Annotated in this window: 15 protein-coding genes; 10 read left to right on the forward strand and 5 right to left on the reverse strand. The window is 65.0% G+C overall.

Annotation, left to right across the window (positions count from 1 at the left end):
- Positions 1-20: 20 nt before the first annotated feature.
- Complete coding sequence (locus tag AC58D2_RS02480) at positions 21-3,257, reverse strand: type ISP restriction/modification enzyme (protein ID WP_494227934.1); 3,237 nt, start codon at positions 3,255-3,257, stop codon at positions 21-23.
- 312 nt (positions 3,258-3,569) lie between these two features.
- Between AC58D2_RS02480 and lepA the strand changes: the two genes are divergently transcribed.
- From lepA to AC58D2_RS02500, 4 genes are all read left to right on the forward strand, one after another.
- Positions 3,570-5,393, forward strand: coding sequence for a translation elongation factor 4 (gene lepA / locus AC58D2_RS02485; RefSeq protein ID WP_497387022.1), 1,824 nt, complete (start codon positions 3,570-3,572; stop codon positions 5,391-5,393).
- 293 nt (positions 5,394-5,686) lie between these two features.
- Entirely contained in the window at positions 5,687-7,810 is a 2,124-nt protein-coding gene (locus tag AC58D2_RS02490) for a TonB-dependent receptor (protein WP_497387024.1), read from the forward strand.
- 253 nt (positions 7,811-8,063) lie between these two features.
- A complete protein-coding gene (locus tag AC58D2_RS02495; RefSeq protein WP_497387026.1) occupies positions 8,064-8,939 on the forward strand; it encodes a winged helix-turn-helix domain-containing protein in 876 nt (291 codons plus the stop codon).
- A 32-nt stretch (positions 8,940-8,971) separates the two neighbouring features.
- Positions 8,972-10,771: a winged helix-turn-helix domain-containing protein gene (locus AC58D2_RS02500; RefSeq protein ID WP_497387028.1), complete on the forward strand. Its 1,800-nt coding sequence runs from the start codon at positions 8,972-8,974 to the stop codon at positions 10,769-10,771.
- On the opposite strand, the gene AC58D2_RS02505 is transcribed toward AC58D2_RS02500, so the two are convergent.
- Positions 10,717-11,700, reverse strand: a complete 984-nt coding sequence (locus tag AC58D2_RS02505) for a sugar phosphate isomerase/epimerase family protein (protein ID WP_497387030.1) — start codon at positions 11,698-11,700, stop codon at positions 10,717-10,719. The two genes, AC58D2_RS02500 and AC58D2_RS02505, sit on opposite strands and share 55 nt — an antisense overlap.
- A gap of 79 nt (positions 11,701-11,779) precedes the next feature.
- Here AC58D2_RS02505 and AC58D2_RS02510 point away from each other — a divergent pair, with 79 nt between their 5' ends.
- Positions 11,780-12,397, forward strand: a complete 618-nt coding sequence (locus AC58D2_RS02510; RefSeq protein WP_497387032.1) for a GNAT family N-acetyltransferase — start codon at positions 11,780-11,782, stop codon at positions 12,395-12,397.
- Between the two features lie 66 nt (positions 12,398-12,463).
- Here the strand turns inward: AC58D2_RS02510 and AC58D2_RS02515 are convergent, their stop codons facing one another.
- The 3 genes from AC58D2_RS02515 to AC58D2_RS02525 form a co-directional block, all read right to left on the reverse strand.
- Positions 12,464-12,742 (reverse strand): hypothetical protein, encoded by a 279-nt coding sequence (locus AC58D2_RS02515; protein ID WP_497387034.1) that lies wholly within the window; start codon positions 12,740-12,742, stop codon positions 12,464-12,466.
- A 177-nt stretch (positions 12,743-12,919) separates the two neighbouring features.
- Complete coding sequence (sciP, locus tag AC58D2_RS02520; protein ID WP_497387036.1) at positions 12,920-13,219, reverse strand: CtrA inhibitor SciP; 300 nt, start codon at positions 13,217-13,219, stop codon at positions 12,920-12,922.
- A 2-nt stretch (positions 13,220-13,221) separates the two neighbouring features.
- On the reverse strand, positions 13,222-13,605 hold the full coding sequence (locus AC58D2_RS02525) for a hypothetical protein (protein ID WP_497387038.1): 384 nt from the start codon (positions 13,603-13,605) through the stop codon (positions 13,222-13,224).
- A gap of 144 nt (positions 13,606-13,749) precedes the next feature.
- On the opposite strand from AC58D2_RS02525, the gene mnmA reads away from it, so the two are divergent.
- The 5 genes from mnmA to AC58D2_RS02550 all read left to right on the forward strand — a co-directional run bounded on the left by mnmA (position 13,750) and on the right by AC58D2_RS02550 (position 16,694).
- Positions 13,750-14,886, forward strand: coding sequence for a tRNA 2-thiouridine(34) synthase MnmA (gene mnmA / locus AC58D2_RS02530; protein WP_497387040.1), 1,137 nt, complete (start codon positions 13,750-13,752; stop codon positions 14,884-14,886).
- Between the two features lie 52 nt (positions 14,887-14,938).
- Positions 14,939-15,331, forward strand: a complete 393-nt coding sequence (locus AC58D2_RS02535; protein WP_497387042.1) for a hypothetical protein — start codon at positions 14,939-14,941, stop codon at positions 15,329-15,331.
- A gap of 108 nt (positions 15,332-15,439) precedes the next feature.
- The gene (locus AC58D2_RS02540) at positions 15,440-15,580 is read left to right on the forward strand and encodes a hypothetical protein (RefSeq protein ID WP_497387044.1); all 141 of its coding nucleotides are present in this window, start codon (positions 15,440-15,442) and stop codon (positions 15,578-15,580) included.
- Between the two features lie 38 nt (positions 15,581-15,618).
- The gene (locus AC58D2_RS02545) at positions 15,619-16,311 is read left to right on the forward strand and encodes a DsbA family oxidoreductase (RefSeq protein ID WP_497387046.1); all 693 of its coding nucleotides are present in this window, start codon (positions 15,619-15,621) and stop codon (positions 16,309-16,311) included.
- Positions 16,312-16,364: 53 nt separating this feature from the next.
- Positions 16,365-16,694: a hypothetical protein gene (locus tag AC58D2_RS02550; protein ID WP_497387048.1), complete on the forward strand. Its 330-nt coding sequence runs from the start codon at positions 16,365-16,367 to the stop codon at positions 16,692-16,694.
- The last annotated feature ends 155 nt before the right edge of the window (positions 16,695-16,849 follow it).

Consider the following 16,849-nt stretch of genomic DNA (forward strand, 5'->3'; position numbering starts at 1 on the left):
AGGGGAGGGCGTGTTGCCGTTCAATCCAGCGGCAATTCGATCTCGCGCATGATCCGATCGGTTTCGATCAGGATTTTGACGATCTTCTGATAATGGCCGATCTCATCCCACGACAGCGCTCGTCCCCGCCGGTCTTTCAGCCATTTCTGCGCCGGCTGATAGCCGCCGATATGGAAGTTCCACGCGATCTCGGGCACGTCTTCGAAATACTGGTCCTTGTTAATGAACACCCGGCCCAATACCCCGTTCGTGTCGAGCGAAGTCGACCCACCCGCGTCATCCCGGACCCGATCCGGAGTCCCGCTCTTCTCCCACTTCGGAAAGCCGCTCGCCACCCCATCGTCGCCGTCGCCGTCATAACGATAGGGCGCCTCGCCGATCGCTGCCGCTTCCATCAGGTGCAACCGTCGCAGCGCCTCGCCCTTCTCGCTGACATGGCGAAATACCTCGGGCGACTTGGGATAAGGAATGCGCGGAAAATCGATCTTCAGAAACTCGGCATAGGTCTCGCGATAGTTGGGCGCATGCAGCACGCCATAGATATAGTCGAAAACCTTGACCTCGCTCGGGCGGGCATCGCCGGTGGCGGCGCGGAAGTCGTCATCGGGGTCGGCTTGGTCGGCGGGGTCGATGTCGGCGGCCGAGCAGATAGCGGTGTAGAGGTTGAGGTCGAGGTTGGTTCGGACGGTCCGATCAAGCATCCCTTCTTCCGGGTAGAGATATAGCGGTGCGAAATAGCCTCGCTCCTTGGACCGGTTCGACACGAAACTGTCGTCGCCGATCAGGTTGGTGATGAACGCATTAGCCCAGTTGGTGCCTACACCCTGTCGACAAACTGCCATCGCCATGTTTGGTTGGCAGAGTTGTCGCATGACACCTTCTCGCCACCGCCAAAGCACGCGATTGTCGAAATATGTCCAGCGAGTATCGAACGGACGATATGCGATCGGCAGCACCCGTGCCGCGTCGAACACAAGTTGCGTCCGGCTTTCTATGACCCAATCCGCGTAATTCTTTCCTAATCCGAAGCGCGTCTTGATCTCGGTCGCGCTACGTTCAGGGTTCAGGAGATAGTCGATGTTTGATTGTACCTCGCGGGACGTTTCAGCGATTGCGAAACCGTCACCCATCGATACGATGCCGGTGACGTTGACTGACATAAGATCGACGACGGAAAACCCCGCTGCGTACTGGTCTTCATTCTCATAGCTGCGATTGACGAAGACAAATTGTGGTTCTTTCGGCGGGATCGGCGTCGGCGTCAGATCGGCCAGATGACCAGACCACAACGCGTCGGTCTTAGATGCTCGCGATCCCCACCGTTCGCCGTACTGGACGGCGGCTAGGGCAGGTTTTCCTTTCGGCACCCCGTGCTTGACGGCGATAATGATCGCCACGCCCTGCATGATATCGAATACATTTTTGTCCGGGCTGCCGTCAGGTCCCGTGCGTTGTTTTTTGGCGTTGCCGTGAAGGTCGAGCACCCAGATCTTGTCGAAACTGGTCAGCAGGTGCCAGCGCATTCCGCGAAAGGTGGGGTTGTCAAGATAGCCGTGATTAGTGATGAAGCCGAGAATACCGCCGGACGGATTTTGGGCTATCGTGTGTTCGGCCATCCGGATGAACTTGACGTAATCGTCGTGCAGCCAATGCTTGCGCTCGCCGAAATGCTCTCCAGCGACATATTTATAGTCGTCGATCAAGCTGGTGATCCATTCGCCCATATTTTGCGAAACGCCCGAATAAGGCGGATTCCCAATCACGCACATGATCGGCGTTTGGCGCTTCACCTCGCTCGCCCCGCGCGCTTCCTCGGCGAGCGGCGCGAAGAACAGGTCGCGCACTTCGCGTTCGGCGGGTTCCAGTGCATTGGTCAGCCACACCGACAGGCGCGGCGGGTTGGCGCTCGGCTTGTAACCCGTCTGCTCTAACTGCATGTCCAGCTTCATGTGGCACATGGCGTAACTCGCCATCAGCAACTCGAAGCCGTGCAGGCGCGGCAGCAGATCCTGCTCGACATAGCCCGACCATTTGCCCGGCGCGCGCGCCTTCACCCGGTCCGAAATCAGTTGCACCGCCTTCGCCAGAAAGGTCCCCGTCCCCGTCGCCGGGTCCAGAATCTGGACCTTGTGGACCTCCTTCTTGATCGTGACCGCCTTGCCCGTCCTGGGGTCGTTGCTGCCCGTGTCCCAATCGACCGTCACCTTGCTGGTGTCGGCCAGTCCGTCGGCCAGCCCGAATTCGCTTTTCAACACGTCATCGACCGCGCGGACAATGAAATCGACCACCGGTTCGGGCGTGTACCATACGCCCCGGCTCTTGCGCTTCTTGGGGTTATAGGCCGCCAGAAAGTCTTCGTAGAAATGGATGAAGGGGTCGTTGCGCGCGGTGAACTGGCCATATTTCTCGAACAGCGAATGCGGGTCGCTCGCGCGCATCACCGCGACCAGATCGTCCACGATATAGGTCAGGCGCTTGGGCAGCGCGGGGCCGGCGATATATTCGAACAGGCCTTTCAGGAACGGATTGGACGCGGGCAGGTCGTCCATCGCTTCCTGCCGGCTGAACGTGTCCAGATCATCGTCGTGGAATCGCGCCGCGAACATGCCATAAGTGATGGTTTCGGCATAAATGTCGGCAAATTCGTCCGGGGTCAGATTGGGCAGCAGGTTCGCCTTGAAGCTCTTATACTGTCCCTCCAGCCCCTTGCGCGCCTCGGCTTCGTCGGCCAGCGCGATCCCGATCTCGTCCTTGATGATCGCCGCTTTCGCCGCCATCATTTCTGCCAGCTTCGCTGCCGACCGGATGCTGATCGGCTTCACTTCGGCGAACAGGCGCAATTGCCGTTCCAGTTCCTCGAACCGTTCGGGCAGGGGGTGCAGTTCCGTCAGGAAATCGGCGATCGAGACGAAATGGACCTGTGCGCCGTCGCGAATGAATTCGAAATCGACGCCGTTGGTATAGATCAGGTTGGGATAGGCCTTTTCATAGCGCTTGCGCTGTTCGATCGAATAACCCTTCAGCTTGATGACATCCTTGTCGATGTCCTTGGCCTCGGCCCAGCCGAACGGCACGCCGTCGCGTTCGAACAGGAAGTCCACCATGCCCGCATCGCCGCGCTTTGGTTCGTTGACCACCGTGATGGCCGGGTCGATGCTCTGAAACAGGCGGAACAGCGCGGGGCGATAGCTGTGCTCGGTCGCGTGCCCGCTCTCGAACTGCGCGCGCACCTCGTCCAGATAAGCCGCAATATCCATTCGTCTTTTCGCCCCCGATGCGTCGCGCTTGCGTCAGCCCACAGTGGCGACCATCGCGAACCGGGGCAAGCCCCTCCGCGCGCGCCGCGTCCCCACGCGAAAAACCTCTGTCCTACACGCCCCCGGCCGTGGCATCCTTTCGGCTCGCTCGCTGATTCGCCGGAAACCGCCGGCTTTTCAGGGCGGCGGACCCGCCAGGGAAAGGACGCGCACAAGGCTGACCTTTACTGAACTTTGGACGAAATCGCCTCGCGCGGGCCGCGGCATCCACTCCTTGCTGACAGCCGCGCTTTCGCCTGCTAACGGCGCGCGATGACGACTCCTCTCTCGCATATCCGCAATTTCAGCATTATCGCCCATATCGATCATGGGAAATCGACGCTGGCCGACCGGCTGATCCAGTTCACCGGCGGGCTGACCGAGCGCGAGATGTCGGCACAAGTCCTTGATAATATGGACATCGAGAAAGAGCGCGGGATCACGATCAAGGCGCAGACGGTGCGCCTGTCCTATACCGCGAAGGACGGCGAGACCTATCAGCTCAACCTGATGGACACCCCCGGCCACGTCGACTTCGCCTATGAAGTGTCGCGGTCATTGGCCGCGTGCGAGGGCGCGCTGCTCGTCGTCGACGCGGCGCAGGGGGTCGAGGCACAGACGCTCGCCAACGTCTATCAGTCGATTGAGCACGACCACGAGATCGTCCCCGTCATCAACAAGATCGACCTGCCCGCAGCCGACGTCGACAAGGTGAAGGCCGAGATCGAGGATATCATCGGCTTGCCAGCCGACGACGCGGTGCTGACCAGCGCCAAGTCGGGGATCGGCATCGAGGAGACGCTGGAGGCCATCGTCGCCAAGATCCCGCCGCCAAAGGGCGACGCCGCGGCGCCGCTGGTCGCGATGCTCGTCGACAGCTGGTACGACCCCTATCTGGGCGTCGTCATCCTCGTCCGCGTGATGGACGGGACCCTGAAAAAGGGGCAGCAGATCAAGTTCATGCAGGCGGGGACCACCCACCTGATCGACCGCGTCGGCTGTTTCACGCCCAAGCGCACCGACCTCACCGAAATCGGCCCGGGCGAGATCGGCTTCATCACCGCGCAGATCAAGGACGTCGCGCAGGCGCGCGTCGGCGATACGGTGACCGACGCGAAAAAGCCCGCCGCGGCGCCGCTGTCGGGGTTCAAGGAAGCCCAGCCCGTCGTCTTCTGCGGCCTGTTCCCGACCGACGCCAACGACTTCGAGAAGCTGCGCGAGAGCATCCACAAGCTGCGCCTCAACGACGCGTCGTTCAGCTTCGAGATGGAGACGAGCGCCGCGCTGGGCTTCGGCTTTCGCTGCGGCTTCCTGGGCCTCCTCCACCTCGAGATCATCCAGGAGCGGCTGACCCGCGAATATGACCTCGACCTGATCACCACCGCGCCGTCGGTGGTCTACAAGCTGAAGCTCGCGCGGTCGAAGGAGGGCGGCCCGACCGAGATGGAGCTGCACAACCCCGCCGACATGCCCGACCCGAACCGCATCGAGGAGATCGAGGAGCCGTGGATCGAGGCGGTGATCTATGTCCCCGACGATTATCTGGGGCCGATCCTGAAGCTGTGCCAGGACCGCCGCGGCATCCAGAAGAACCTGACGTACGTGGGCGGCCGCGCGCAGATCACCTATGAACTGCCGCTCAACGAGGTGGTGTTCGATTTCTATGACCGGCTGAAGAGCATCAGCCGCGGTTATGCCAGTTTCGACTATCACCAGATCGGCCACCGCCCCGGCGACCTCGTCAAGATGAGCATCCTCGTCAACAACGAGCCGGTCGACGCGCTCTCCATGATCGTCCACCGCGCGAGCGCCGAGGCTCGCGGCCGTGGCATGTGCGAGCGGCTGAAGGACCTGATCCCGCGCCACATGTTCAAGATCCCGATCCAGGCCGCGATCGGCGGGAAAGTGATCGCCCGCGAAACCATCGCCGCGCTGCGCAAGGACGTGACCGCCAAATGCTACGGCGGCGACGCGACCCGCAAGAAGAAGCTGCTGGAAAAGCAGAAAGAAGGCAAAAAGCGGATGCGCGAATATGGCAACGTCAACATCCCGCAGGAGGCGTTCATCGCGGCGCTGCGGATGGGGGATGATGCTTAGTAACCAGCGGCCCATCTCTTGCGGAATGGATGCTTCGCGCTTGGTTTGTTAAGGCCTATATAGAGAACCAAATAGGATTTCTGTGGGAACGCGGAAATTGTGGCGGCGCGGTTTTTGGGCGCATTTGCGCGGCCTGATGCGCGGGTGCTGCGACGAAGCGAGGCTTTGCGGCGTCGAAACGAGCAATGTGATGTTGTAACATCTGCATGAAAGGCGTAGCGGGACCCTCGCCGGTCGCGCTGCGGCGGCGGGCGCATACTATTTTATATCATAACATATTAGGGGAAGCATTCATGCGGATGATCCTTCTGCGGGCCGGCTGCGCGATGATCGCGATGACGGGCGCTGCCACTCTCTCCCACGCCCAGGACGCCACCGCTGCCGACCAGGACGACAGCTATCACACCGAGCCGAGCCGCGACATCGTGGTGACCGGCGTACTGCCGACCGCACGGCAGGACATGCTGTCGGGGGTCGCGGTGCTCGAAGGCGCCGACCTGACGCAGAAGCTGCGCCCCTCGATCGGCGAGACGCTGGCGCGCACGCCGGGCGTGTCGGCCACCTCGTTCGGCCCGAGCGCTTCGCGCCCGGTGCTGCGCGGCCTGCAGGGCGAGCGCGTCCGCGTGCTCACCGACGGCATAGGCTCGATCGACGTGTCGAATACGTCGGCCGACCATGCGACCGTGGTCAACCCGTTGCTTGCCGACCGTATCGAGGTGCTGCGCGGACCGCAGTCGCTGCTCTATGGTTCGTCGGCGATCGGCGGTGTCGTCAACGTGCTCGACAAGCGCATCCCGACCGAGGTGCCCGACGAGCCGGTGCATGTCGGCGCGATCGCGACCTATGGCACCGCGGCGAAGGAACGCTCGGTCGCGGGCGCGGTCGACGTGCCGCTGACCGATCATCTCGTCGTCCACGCCGACGGCAGCTATATGAAGTCCGACGACATGCGGATCGGCGGCTATGCGCTGACCCCCGAGCTGCGCGCGCAGGCGCTCGAATCGGCCGGATTGCCGGTCGATCCCGACGAGGAAGAGCCGGTCGACTTCGCCGCCAATGCCGCGGTGCGCGGCAAGCTGCCCAACAGCGCCGCGAAGACGTGGACCGCGGGCGCCGGCATTGCCTATATCGGCGAGGGCGGCAGCCTGGGCATTGCCTACAGCCATTACGACAGCCTTTATGGCGTGCCGATCCGCTTTGCGACCGAACCGGGCCAGGAGCAGGAAGGCCCGCGGCTCAGCCTGGCACAGGACCGCATCGACGCGCGCGCCGAGGTCGATGCGAACGGCGGCCTGATCGACAAGATCAAGCTGCGCTACGGCTATGCCGACTATCAGCATTCGGAGCTGGAGGAAGACGGCGCGGTCGGCACGACCTTTTACAACAAGGGCATGGAGGGCCGGCTGGAGCTGACGCAGGCAAAGCGCGGCGTGTGGTCGGGCGCGACCGGCGCGCAATTCTATACCCGCGACTTCAATGTCGTGGGCGAGGAAGCCTTCCTGCCCAAGAACAGCACCGGGCAATGGGGCCTGTTCACGTTGCAGCAGCTCGATCTCGATCGGCTGAAGGTCGAAGCGGGCGCCCGGTTCGAGCATACGAGCCTGAGCGCCAAGCCGACGCCCGACCAGCCGCAATTCTTTGCCGGCGACCGCAGCTTAAACTCCTTCTCGGGCTCGCTCGGCGCCTCCTATCGCCTTGCCGGCGACTGGCGTTTCGGCGTCAACGTGTCGCGGACCGAGCGAACCCCCGCGGCCGAGGAACTGTTCGCCAACGGTCCGCACGCGGGAACCGAAGCGTTCGAGATCGGCAATCCCGACTTCAAGCTCGAAAAGGCGTGGAGCGTCGAGGGCGTGCTGCGCGGGCAGGGGACGGGATATACGTTCGAAGCCTCCGCCTATCACACCTGGTTCTCGAACTTCATCTACGACGATCTGACCGGCGAAATCGAGGACGGGCTTCCCGTCTATCAGTTCAGCCAGGCCGATGCGCGCTATTACGGGTTCGAGGTGCAGGGATCGCTGACCCTCGCGAAGCTCGGCGACGCGGAGATCGTCGCCGACGGGCTCGCCGATTATACCCATGCGCGGATCGTCGGCATCGGCGCCGCGCCGCGCATCCCGCCGCTGCGCCTGCTCGGCGGGCTCGCGGTCAATTCGACCAAGATCGACGTGCGCGGCGAGGTGGAGTGGGTCGACGACCAGGATCGCATCTCGACCTTCGAAACCCCGACGAAGGGCTATACGATGGTCAATGCCGAGATCAATTTCCGGCCGTGGGGCACCGACCGCCCGCTGAGCTTCGCGCTGTCGGCGAACAATATCTTCGACGTCGATGCGCGGCGCCATGCGAGCTTCCTGAAGGATTATGCGCCGCTCGCCGGGCGCGACATCCGCCTGACCGCGCGGGTGAACTTCTAGCAGCGCGCGAAAAGGGCGCGCGGGAGCGGAGTCGTTCGGCGGCACCGCTCCCGCCGGCCAGGCCGCAACCGCCTTCGCGGCAAAGGTAAAATTGCGCCGTCCCAACAACTTCTGACAACAATTGTCCTGTTTCGGTCCATCTTCGACATTGACGCTGGCGCAAAGCCTCGCGAAAATATGAGCAGGGTCGTGGGATGGGGGAGTCGCTGCTCCGCCGTCGCTACGTCTCGCTGGCGGGTCGCAGGGGGGACGGATGCCGGATCGCGGCATATGGCGTTTTGGAGCGTTCGAATATGACGAAGCGGCGGGGGTCGCCCGCGTCGCTGGGACGCCGGTCGACCTCGACCGCAGCGCGCTTTCGATCCTGTTGCTGCTTATCGCGAAGACCGGCGAGGCCGTCGACAAGGACCGGCTGCTCGAAGCCGGGTGGCCCGGCCGCATCGTTCACGAAAATTCGCTCGCCAAGGCGATCGCGCGGTTGCGTCAGGCGCTGGGCGAGGACGGCAAGCGGATCGAGGCGATCTATGGCGTCGGCTATCGCCTGAATGCCGACGCGGGCATCGGCGCGGCGGTCCCGGTCGCGGCGGATGCCGCCGAACGCGATGCGGGACGGCGGCGCTGGCTTATGCCCGGCGTCATCCTGCTTTTGCTGTTCGCGCTGGCGGCGACGGGCGCGTTGCTGTGGGACCGCCAGGGCGGCAGCGCCGCGGCGCGGGAGGACGCGCTCAAGATCGGCGAACCGGCGGACGTCACCGGGCGGATCCTGTGGGTCGACGACCATCCCGAAAACAATGTCGAGGAGCGGCGCTTTTTCGTCGCGCACAAGGTCGCGGTCTATGACGTGACCTCGAGCGCCGACGCGCTGAAGCTCCTCGCCATGTATAAATATGATGCCGTGATATCCGACATGGGGCGAGGCGGCGAGCCGCTGGCGGGAATCGAGCTCGTCAAGGCGATGCGCGCACGCGGCGACGTGACGCCCTTCTATCTCTATACGATCCTGACGTCGACGGCGCAGCGCGACCTGCTCGCGCAGAATGGCGGACAGGGGGTCGCGGTCACGCCCGAGGGGCTTTATGCCTTCATCCTGCCCGACCTGGCGCAGGACGCTGGCGGAGCCGTGCCATAGACGCGCGGCGCGCCTTGCGGTAGCGCCGGGGCATGGGGGAGGCGGGAACCGAAAGCGGCCGGTGGCGGTTCGGCGGCGTCGATTTCGACGCGGCTACGGGTGATCTGACCGTCGAGGGACAGCGCGTCGAGCTCGACCGGCCATGTGCCGCGCTGCTCGCCACCCTGCTCGCGCGGGCGGGCCAGCCGATCGGTCGCGACGACCTGCTCGCCGCGGGCTGGGCCGGACGGATCGTTCACGAAAATTCGCTGACCAAGGCGATCGGTCGTTTGCGGCTGGCGCTCGGCCCTGAAGGGCAGCGGATCGAATCCGTCTATGGCAGCGGTTATCGGCTGACCGGCGCGGTCGAACCGCTGCGGCGCCGTGGCCCGGTGCGGTGGCGGCGCCGGCTGTTCGGCGACCGCCGGCGGATTGCGACTACCGCTGGCATGGCGGCGCTCGCCGCGAGCGTCGTGATGACGGTCGCGGCGGTGCTGGCGGCGCACGCGGCACGGACGCGTGCCGATGAGGAGGTTCGCGAGAGCGAGGCGCTGGTCGCCTTCCTGTCGTCTGACCTGCTGGCCCCTGCCGACGGTGCCACGCTGGCCGAGCGGGACATCTCGCTGCATCGTGCGGTCGAACGCGCCGCGGCGACGATGAACACGCGCCTGCGCGACGACCCGGCGACGCGCGTGACCGTCCATCGCATGATTGCCAACGCCTATGCCGGCTGGGGTGACCATGAAAAGGCGGTGCTCCATCTCGACCGCGCGCGGACGCTGGCGGCGCAGCTCCATGGCGACGACGACGCCAAGACGTTGCCGATCGACATCGCGCTTTGCAATGCCCTGCGCCGCGCGGGCGACACGCGGCTTGCCGAACCGACGTGCGCCCATGCCGAGCGTACCGCGCAACATGGAAATATGCGGCAGCGCGCGACCGCAAGGCTGGCGCGGGCGAAGCTGCTCTATGATATCGGAGACTATGGCCGCAGCGCGACCTTGCTCGACGCGGTCGCGGCGGACGACGCCGTGCTGACGGCGGGTGAACGCGTCGACGTCCAATGGTTCTCCGCGCTCGTCGACGCGAAACTTGCTCATTTCGGGGCAGCCGATGCGTCGTTTCGACGGACGCTCGCAATGCGCGAAGCCCTGAACGGCGTGCGCCACCCGCTGACGGCCCGGGCGCATGATGATTATGGCCTCTATCTGGTATCGATCGGCGAATATGCCGCCGGCGAGCGTCAGTTCAACGCGGCGCAGGCTGTTTTTGCCGGGGGATCTGGCGCCGCACCGGCCGACGTGCAGGCATACGGAATGGCGCTTGCCGACCTGTCGCGCGGCGAGCCGGCGCCGGCGCGTGACCGGTTGCGCCGCCTGCTGCCACGCTATCGCGCCGCGTTCGGAGCCGACCATCTGCACACGCTCGAGGTCGCCAGCGATCTGGCGCTTGCGGAGGCGCAGGCGGGCGATACGCAGCGGGCGACGACATTGCTGCGCGATGCGCGCGCGACGGGCGCCCGCGTTCTGTATGGGCGCGACGGGCGCGCGGTGCGGTTCCACATGCGCTGGGCACGCACCCTTGCTGCGCTCGGCAACCCCGGCGAAGCCGACCGCGAAAGGAAGCGGGCCGAAGTCGCCATGAACCGCAGCGGCCTTGCCGGCGGACATCCGTGGCGGGCGCGGCTGCATTGCCTGGCGGCGCGGATCGCCCTGGCGCGCGGCGATAGGGCGGAGAGCCGCCGCAGCGGGGTAGCGTGCCTGGCGGCGCTCCGCGCTGTCGAAGACCTGCCGCGCACCTATCCCGCGCTTGCAGACGCGCGCGCCATGGCGCGGGATGCGCCGGCGCCTTGACCGTAGCCGGCGCGCGGCCGGATCGATCCGAAAAATAGTCCGGCCTGCATCGCCCGAAGCTGGTCCCCCGCAGGGAGATTGTCGCGCTCCGCAAAGACATGAACGATGCCCGCGTCTTGCGCGGCGTCCAGCCAGCGCGACCAGTCGAAACCGGTATCGAAATCGCTCGACGCAGGGAGGTCGAGTCGGGTTCGCGGCACGAACGGACGCTGCCATTGTTTAAGATGCGCGGCGCGGAAGCGGCCGGGATGATCGGCCAGGAGGGCGAATGGATCGGCGCCGGCGAGCATCACATGGCCCACGTCGAGTTCGAAATGCACTTTCGCCGGGTCGCTATGCGCCAGCAGCAGGGCGAACGGTGTCGTCCCGTCGTCCAGGGTGGCAAATTCGATGTTGTGGTTGTGATAGCCGACCGCGAGGCCGTGCGTTGCGGCGCGATCGGCGACGATGTTGAGCCGCTCCGCATTCCAGCGCCAATCGTCGGTGGAGAGCGAGCGTGCGAAGAGGGCCGCCGCGCGCTGCTCCGCTGGTAGATCTTTGGCTTGGGGAAAGCCCGGTACGGGGGCGAACAGGTGGGTGAGGCCGAAGGCGGAGGCCTCGTCCAGAAGTCTCGGCAATTCGTCATCATTGGCTAGCAGGATCGGTAGATGGGCGCAGCGGCAGGTCAGGCCGGTGTCGGCAAGCAGTTTGGCGAAGGCCGCGCGGTCGGTGTGCGGCCAACCGGCCAATTCGACCGACGTGAAGCCCGCCCGGGCGATTGCGTTCAAGGTGGCGGCGGGATCGCTGGCCAGAATATCCTTCACCATCCAGAGCTGGATGCCGAAACCGGTGCGCTCTCGCCTCGAGGGGATAGCTGCCGCCGACGGAAGCATCGTTGCCGCCAGGGCTGCCAGCAACAGCCGGCGCCGCTCCCATGACGTATTGGCCATCGTTCCTCCCTCCTGCCCTTGTTCCCGCAGCGTCGCGGCTCTATCCCATCGATTATAGCGGACGGCCGGAGAAAGGGCGATGGCGACCAAGGCGGCTCCACCGCTCGGCGGTATCGAAGTGCACAGCGTCCTGAACGACGGTACCGCCGTGTGCCTGCGCGCGATCTCGCGCGACGACGAGCCGCTGCTCCGCGCCGGCATCGCGACCCTGTCGGCGGAATCGCGCTATCTGCGCTTTTTCTCTCCCGCCCCGATGCCGCCCGACCATGTCGTGGAGCGGCTCGTCGACGTCGACGGGCACGATCATATCGCTTGGGGTGCGATCTGCACCGAATGCGAAGGCCGGCCGGCGATCGGGGCGGTCCATGCGGTGCGGCACCGCGCCGACGGTCCCATCGGCGAATATTCGGTCGCGGTGGTCGATGCCTTTCACGGGCAGGGCCTGGCGCGGATGATGTCCGCCGCGCTGCTGATCCAGTGCCGAGCCGAGGGGATCGCCGAACTCGATGTGCATATCCTGTCAGAGAACAGGGCCGCGGTACGATTGGTACGCGCGCTTGCGGCGCGCTGGGCTCGGGAATCGGCGGGGGTCGCCGAATATCGGCTCGACGTTGCGGCAGGTGTCGAGGCGCTGCGCTGCGACCGGGCGGCGCGCGGGGTGCAGGACGTCTTCCGGACCCTCGACGCCGGCGCGTAGAAGCACGAAAAAGGGCGCCGGGGACTGGCCACCGACGCCCATTTGTTCGTATCGGAGAGGAAAGGCTTATTGCTTGGTCTGGGTGTCGCCCATACCGCTCTCGGACGGGGCGATTTCGCCATTATCGTCCATCTGGTTGGCTTTTTCCTCGCCCATTTCTTCGACCTTGTCAGCCTTCTCTTCCATCGCGTCCTGCGCCGGGCCTTCGGGCATGGCGTCAGCCTGAGCGTCGATAGCGTCGGCTTGGGCTTCGGCCTGATCCTCGACCTGGTCGGCTTGCGGGCTCTGGCAGGCGCCCAGCGCGAGCGCCGAAGCGGCGGAAAGGGTAATGATAATCTTGCGCATTTGAGTGTCTCCCTTGATTACTCCCGGCCTTAACGCGGGGTGAACCCGGGGGTTGCAACAAAATCGTCAAATTGCTGGATAGGCTAGATTATTTCTGTGGCCTGGTGTCCGGCTTCGCGCGCCGGGGAAAAAAGAAGGCGCCGAAGCGCCCTCTTTCGAAGATATGTTGAGCGATGCTCAGAAACGCTGCTGGCGCTCATAGAGATCGCGATAGTGCTGGATACGCGTGACGCGCAGGCCCGGCATACCGCTGCGATCGATCGATCGCTGCCAACTCGCGAACTCCTCGAGGCTGAGGCCATAGCGTTCGCAGGCTTCGTCCACCGTGAGCAGGCCGCCGTTGACCGCGGCAACCACCTCGGCCTTGCGGCGCACGACCCAGCGCGTGGTGGTGGGCGGCGGCAGCGAATCGAGCGTCAGCGGCTCGCCGAGTGGCCCGATGACCTGGGCGGGGCGGATTTTCTGGTTCTCGATCATAGTCATTCCATATAGTCTTCGACGGGGGGGATCGGTTCGACCGACAGCCGCTGGTCTATATGAGAGGGGTTCAACATCGGCTGAAACCCTCTGGTAAACGGGCTGTTCATGGTTTCGGACAGACCGGTTTCCCGATCGGACAGATCGAAGAAGCGGGCCGGCCCCGGGTCGACGGAACGGGCCCCACCCGCATTTCCGCTCAGCATTTCGCATAGTGCGTTAACGCTTGCCGCGTGCGAATCGCGATGCGCCCGTGCGCGCAACAGGCGCACGGTCGGCAAGGCGGCCTGTCGCGCGCTCGACACCGCCAGGATGATGTCGAAGCCGGGCTCCGACAGGCTGGCAGCGCGGTCGAGGCGCGGAAGGTTGGACGCGGCAAGGTTCATGCAGGCTGGTCTAGCGCCAAGCGCCTAAAGTCCCGTAAATGCCTGTTTCAGCACTCGTTAGCGAAGCTTAAGACGCGTCAATATTTTGACGAAAGCCCCGAAAAGCTGGCATTTGGCGACCATCGTCCCTAGATGGCCGCCACGATGACAACTCTCCTTGCCCCCGCGCGACTCGGCGATTTCCAGCTCGCCGAACCGATGAAGGATCGGCGAATCGTCGTCGCCATGTCCGGCGGCGTCGATTCGAGCGTCGTCGCCGCGCTCGCCGCGCGCTCGGGCGCAGAGGTGATCGGGGTCACGCTCCAGCTCTATGACCACGGCGCCAAGGCGAAGCGCGTCGGTGCCTGTTGCGCCGGGCAGGATATTCGCGACGCGCGCGCGGTCGCCGACCGGTTGGGCTTCGCGCATCATGTCTATGACCACGAAAGCCGCTTTCGCGATACGGTGATCGACCAGTTCGCCGACGAATATCTCGCGGGGCGGACGCCGATTCCGTGCGTGCGCTGCAACATGGGGGTGAAGTTCACCGACTTGTTCCAGCTCGCGCGCGACCTTGGCGCCGACTGCCTCGCGACCGGCCACTATGTCCGGCGCGCGACGGGCCCGGCGGGGGCCGAACTGCACCGCGCGGTGGATCCGGCGCGGGACCAGAGTTATTTCCTGTTCGCGACGACGCGAGAGCAACTCGATTTCCTGCGCTTCCCGCTCGGCGGGATGGAAAAGAGCGCGGTGCGCGAAATCGCACGCGATCTGGGTCTGGGCGTCGCGGCCAAGCCCGACAGCCAGGATATCTGTTTCGTCCCCGACGGCGATTATGCCGGTCTGGTGCGCAAGCTGCGGCCCGACGCCGAGGACCGGGGCGACATCGTCCATGTCGATGGCACGGTGCTCGGCGTGCACAAGGGGTTGATCCACTATACCGTCGGCCAGCGGCGCGGAATCGACATCGGTGGCCAGGCCGAACCGCTTTATGTCGTACGCCTCGAAGCGGATACGAAGCGCGTGGTCGTCGGGCCGCGGCGCGCGCTCGCGGTGTCGGCGGCCCGGCTCGGCGAGGCGAACTGGCTTGCCGGCGTCGAGCGGCGGTCGGTGCTGGCGAAGGTGCGCAGCATGGCAAAGCCGGTGCCCGCGCACATGGAGGGCGATCGGCTGGTGTTCGCGGCCCCCGAATATGGCGTTGCGCCGGGACAGGCGGCCGTACTCTATGATGCGGCGGAACCGAGTCGCGTGCTCGGCGGCGGCTGGATCGAAGAAACATTTGCAGGCCCGTCGACGGAATAGATTGAATCTTGCGCGCCGATGACGCAGCCTTCCCGCAACAGGGAGGGACATCATGGTCAATTGGGTTTTGCGCGGCGCCATACTGTTGTGGGCGGCGCTTTTCTTTATCGTCGGTATTCGCGGACTGATCGATCCGTCGAGCTATACCGCCACCTTCGGCATCGGGGTCGAGGGTGCGGCGGCGAATACGGTGCGGGCCGACCTGTCGGCCTTTTTCCTCGTCGCCGCGGCCGGCGCCGCGATCGGCGCGTTGCTGCCGGCGTGGCGCGGGGCGCTGCTGGTGCCCGCGGCACTTTACGGGACGGCGCTGGTGGGGCGATTGATCGGTATCGCCAGCGGCGATCTCGTCAACGGGGGCATTGTGCAGGCCATGATCGTCGAGGCGCTCTCGACGCTGTTGATGCTCGCAAGCTGGCGCATCCTGTCGCGGCCCGCCGCTGCGTGAGTGCGGGGGGCAGCGTGGCGGATCGTGGATAGCTTGTGTTTTACCCTATAGTGTGAGCTACTGTATATCGGGTCGCATCTGATGTCCTTTGAGTGGGGAGGAACGACGATGCCGATGGACCAGGACAAGCGCGACGCCGACCGGCGGAAAAAGGACCGGCGCGTGGCCGACGATCCCGATTATACCGGGCCGGAACACCGCAAGGGCGACCGGCGCAAGGGCAAGGACCGGCGCTCGCCGCCCGATTGAACGCGCCCGTGAAGCCGTGGCGCACGAGGAGTTTTGACATGAGCGATCCTGCGATGCCACGGCTCTCGGTCGATATCGTATCCGACGTGATGTGTCCTTGGTGCATCATCGGCTGGCTGCGCTTTCAAAAGGTGATGGCGCACTTCGCCGGTCGGCTCGATTTCCGGGTGCAATGGCACCCGTTCGAGCTGAACCCCGACATGCCGCCCGAGGGCGAGGACGCCGCCGACCATGTCCGGCGCAAATATGGCATCACCGTCGACCAGTCGCGCGCCAACAGCGGCAAGATGGCGGCGGTCGCGGCGGATCTGGGCTTTACCTTCAATCGCGGGCCGGCCTTTCGTATGCGCAACAGCTTCGACGCGCATCGCCTGCTCACGTGGGCGGGGGCACTCGAGAGCACCGATCAGGCGGCGGCGACGGGGGTGCAGACCGCGTTGAAGCTGGCGTTGTTTCGCGCACACTTCACAGACAATCGCGATGTGAGCGACCACGGCATACTCGCCGATGTCGCGGCCTCCGTCGGGCTCGACAGCGCGCGCGCCGCGGCAATTTTGGCGAGCGACGATTATGCCGAAATGGTGCGGGTCGAAGAAGCCTATTGGACCGACCAGAATATCACCGGCGTGCCCGCGTTCATCCTCGATGGACGCATGCTCGTTCCCGGGGCGCAGGACCCCGAAGTCTTCATCCGGGTGATCGAGCGCAAGGTGCTGGCGGACGCCGCCTGAGCAACCGCGCGGGTCGCCCGTGCGTTGGGGAGGCAGACGAAAGGAGCCCCCCGATGACCGACGACAATCGCACGCCCCGCGCAGCCGATCCCCGGAATCCCGACGCGCCCGAGGCGATCAACCGCGAACAGCGCGACGACCCGGCACAGGCGCAAAGTGTCGCCGAGGACGCCCGGACCGAACGCGCGCTCGAAGACTCCGACAAAACCCCCGCGCGCGGCGAAACCGACGATGCGCAGGATCTGGTCGACCACATGCGCCAGATGGACCATTCGGGCCGCATCGACATGGATGCCTATCGCGGCGAGCGCAGCGACGATGACGAGGATGGCGAGCTTGGCCCCGGCGGGATCGAAGACGACGAACCACGCGGCGCGCCCTGAACCGGACGCGCGGTCATAGAGGCCGGGCCTTAAGCGTACGGCTGGTCGATGCCGGTCCCGGTGCGGGCGGGTTCAGGATCCGCGCCGGTCGCGGACCGCGTCGAAAATCGCCAGCGGGCCGAGGATCAGCATGAAGCTGACCATCATCAGCCCGA

Source organism: Sphingopyxis sp. CR5 (assembly GCF_059693785.1).

Excerpts from the sequence above, each read along its gene's own strand:
- AC58D2_RS02495 (WP_497387026.1), top strand. The coding sequence starts at position 8,064 with ATGCCGGATCGCGGCATATGGCGTTTTGGAGCGTTCGAATATGACGAA.
- AC58D2_RS02525 (WP_497387038.1), bottom strand. The coding sequence starts at position 13,605 with ATGAACCTTGCCGCGTCCAACCTTCCGCGCCTCGACCGCGCTGCCAGC.
- lepA (WP_497387022.1), top strand. The coding sequence starts at position 3,570 with ATGACGACTCCTCTCTCGCATATCCGCAATTTCAGCATTATCGCCCAT.
- AC58D2_RS02510 (WP_497387032.1), top strand. The coding sequence starts at position 11,780 with ATGGCGACCAAGGCGGCTCCACCGCTCGGCGGTATCGAAGTGCACAGC.
- sciP (WP_497387036.1), bottom strand. The coding sequence starts at position 13,219 with ATGATCGAGAACCAGAAAATCCGCCCCGCCCAGGTCATCGGGCCACTC.
- AC58D2_RS02550 (WP_497387048.1), top strand. The coding sequence starts at position 16,365 with ATGACCGACGACAATCGCACGCCCCGCGCAGCCGATCCCCGGAATCCC.
- AC58D2_RS02505 (WP_497387030.1), bottom strand. The coding sequence starts at position 11,700 with ATGGCCAATACGTCATGGGAGCGGCGCCGGCTGTTGCTGGCAGCCCTG.
- mnmA (WP_497387040.1), top strand. The coding sequence starts at position 13,750 with ATGACAACTCTCCTTGCCCCCGCGCGACTCGGCGATTTCCAGCTCGCC.
- AC58D2_RS02535 (WP_497387042.1), top strand. The coding sequence starts at position 14,939 with ATGGTCAATTGGGTTTTGCGCGGCGCCATACTGTTGTGGGCGGCGCTT.
- AC58D2_RS02540 (WP_497387044.1), top strand. The coding sequence starts at position 15,440 with ATGCCGATGGACCAGGACAAGCGCGACGCCGACCGGCGGAAAAAGGAC.
- AC58D2_RS02545 (WP_497387046.1), top strand. The coding sequence starts at position 15,619 with ATGAGCGATCCTGCGATGCCACGGCTCTCGGTCGATATCGTATCCGAC.
- AC58D2_RS02490 (WP_497387024.1), top strand. The coding sequence starts at position 5,687 with ATGCGGATGATCCTTCTGCGGGCCGGCTGCGCGATGATCGCGATGACG.
- AC58D2_RS02500 (WP_497387028.1), top strand. The coding sequence starts at position 8,972 with ATGGGGGAGGCGGGAACCGAAAGCGGCCGGTGGCGGTTCGGCGGCGTC.
- AC58D2_RS02480 (WP_494227934.1), bottom strand. The coding sequence starts at position 3,257 with ATGGATATTGCGGCTTATCTGGACGAGGTGCGCGCGCAGTTCGAGAGC.
- AC58D2_RS02515 (WP_497387034.1), bottom strand. The coding sequence starts at position 12,742 with ATGCGCAAGATTATCATTACCCTTTCCGCCGCTTCGGCGCTCGCGCTG.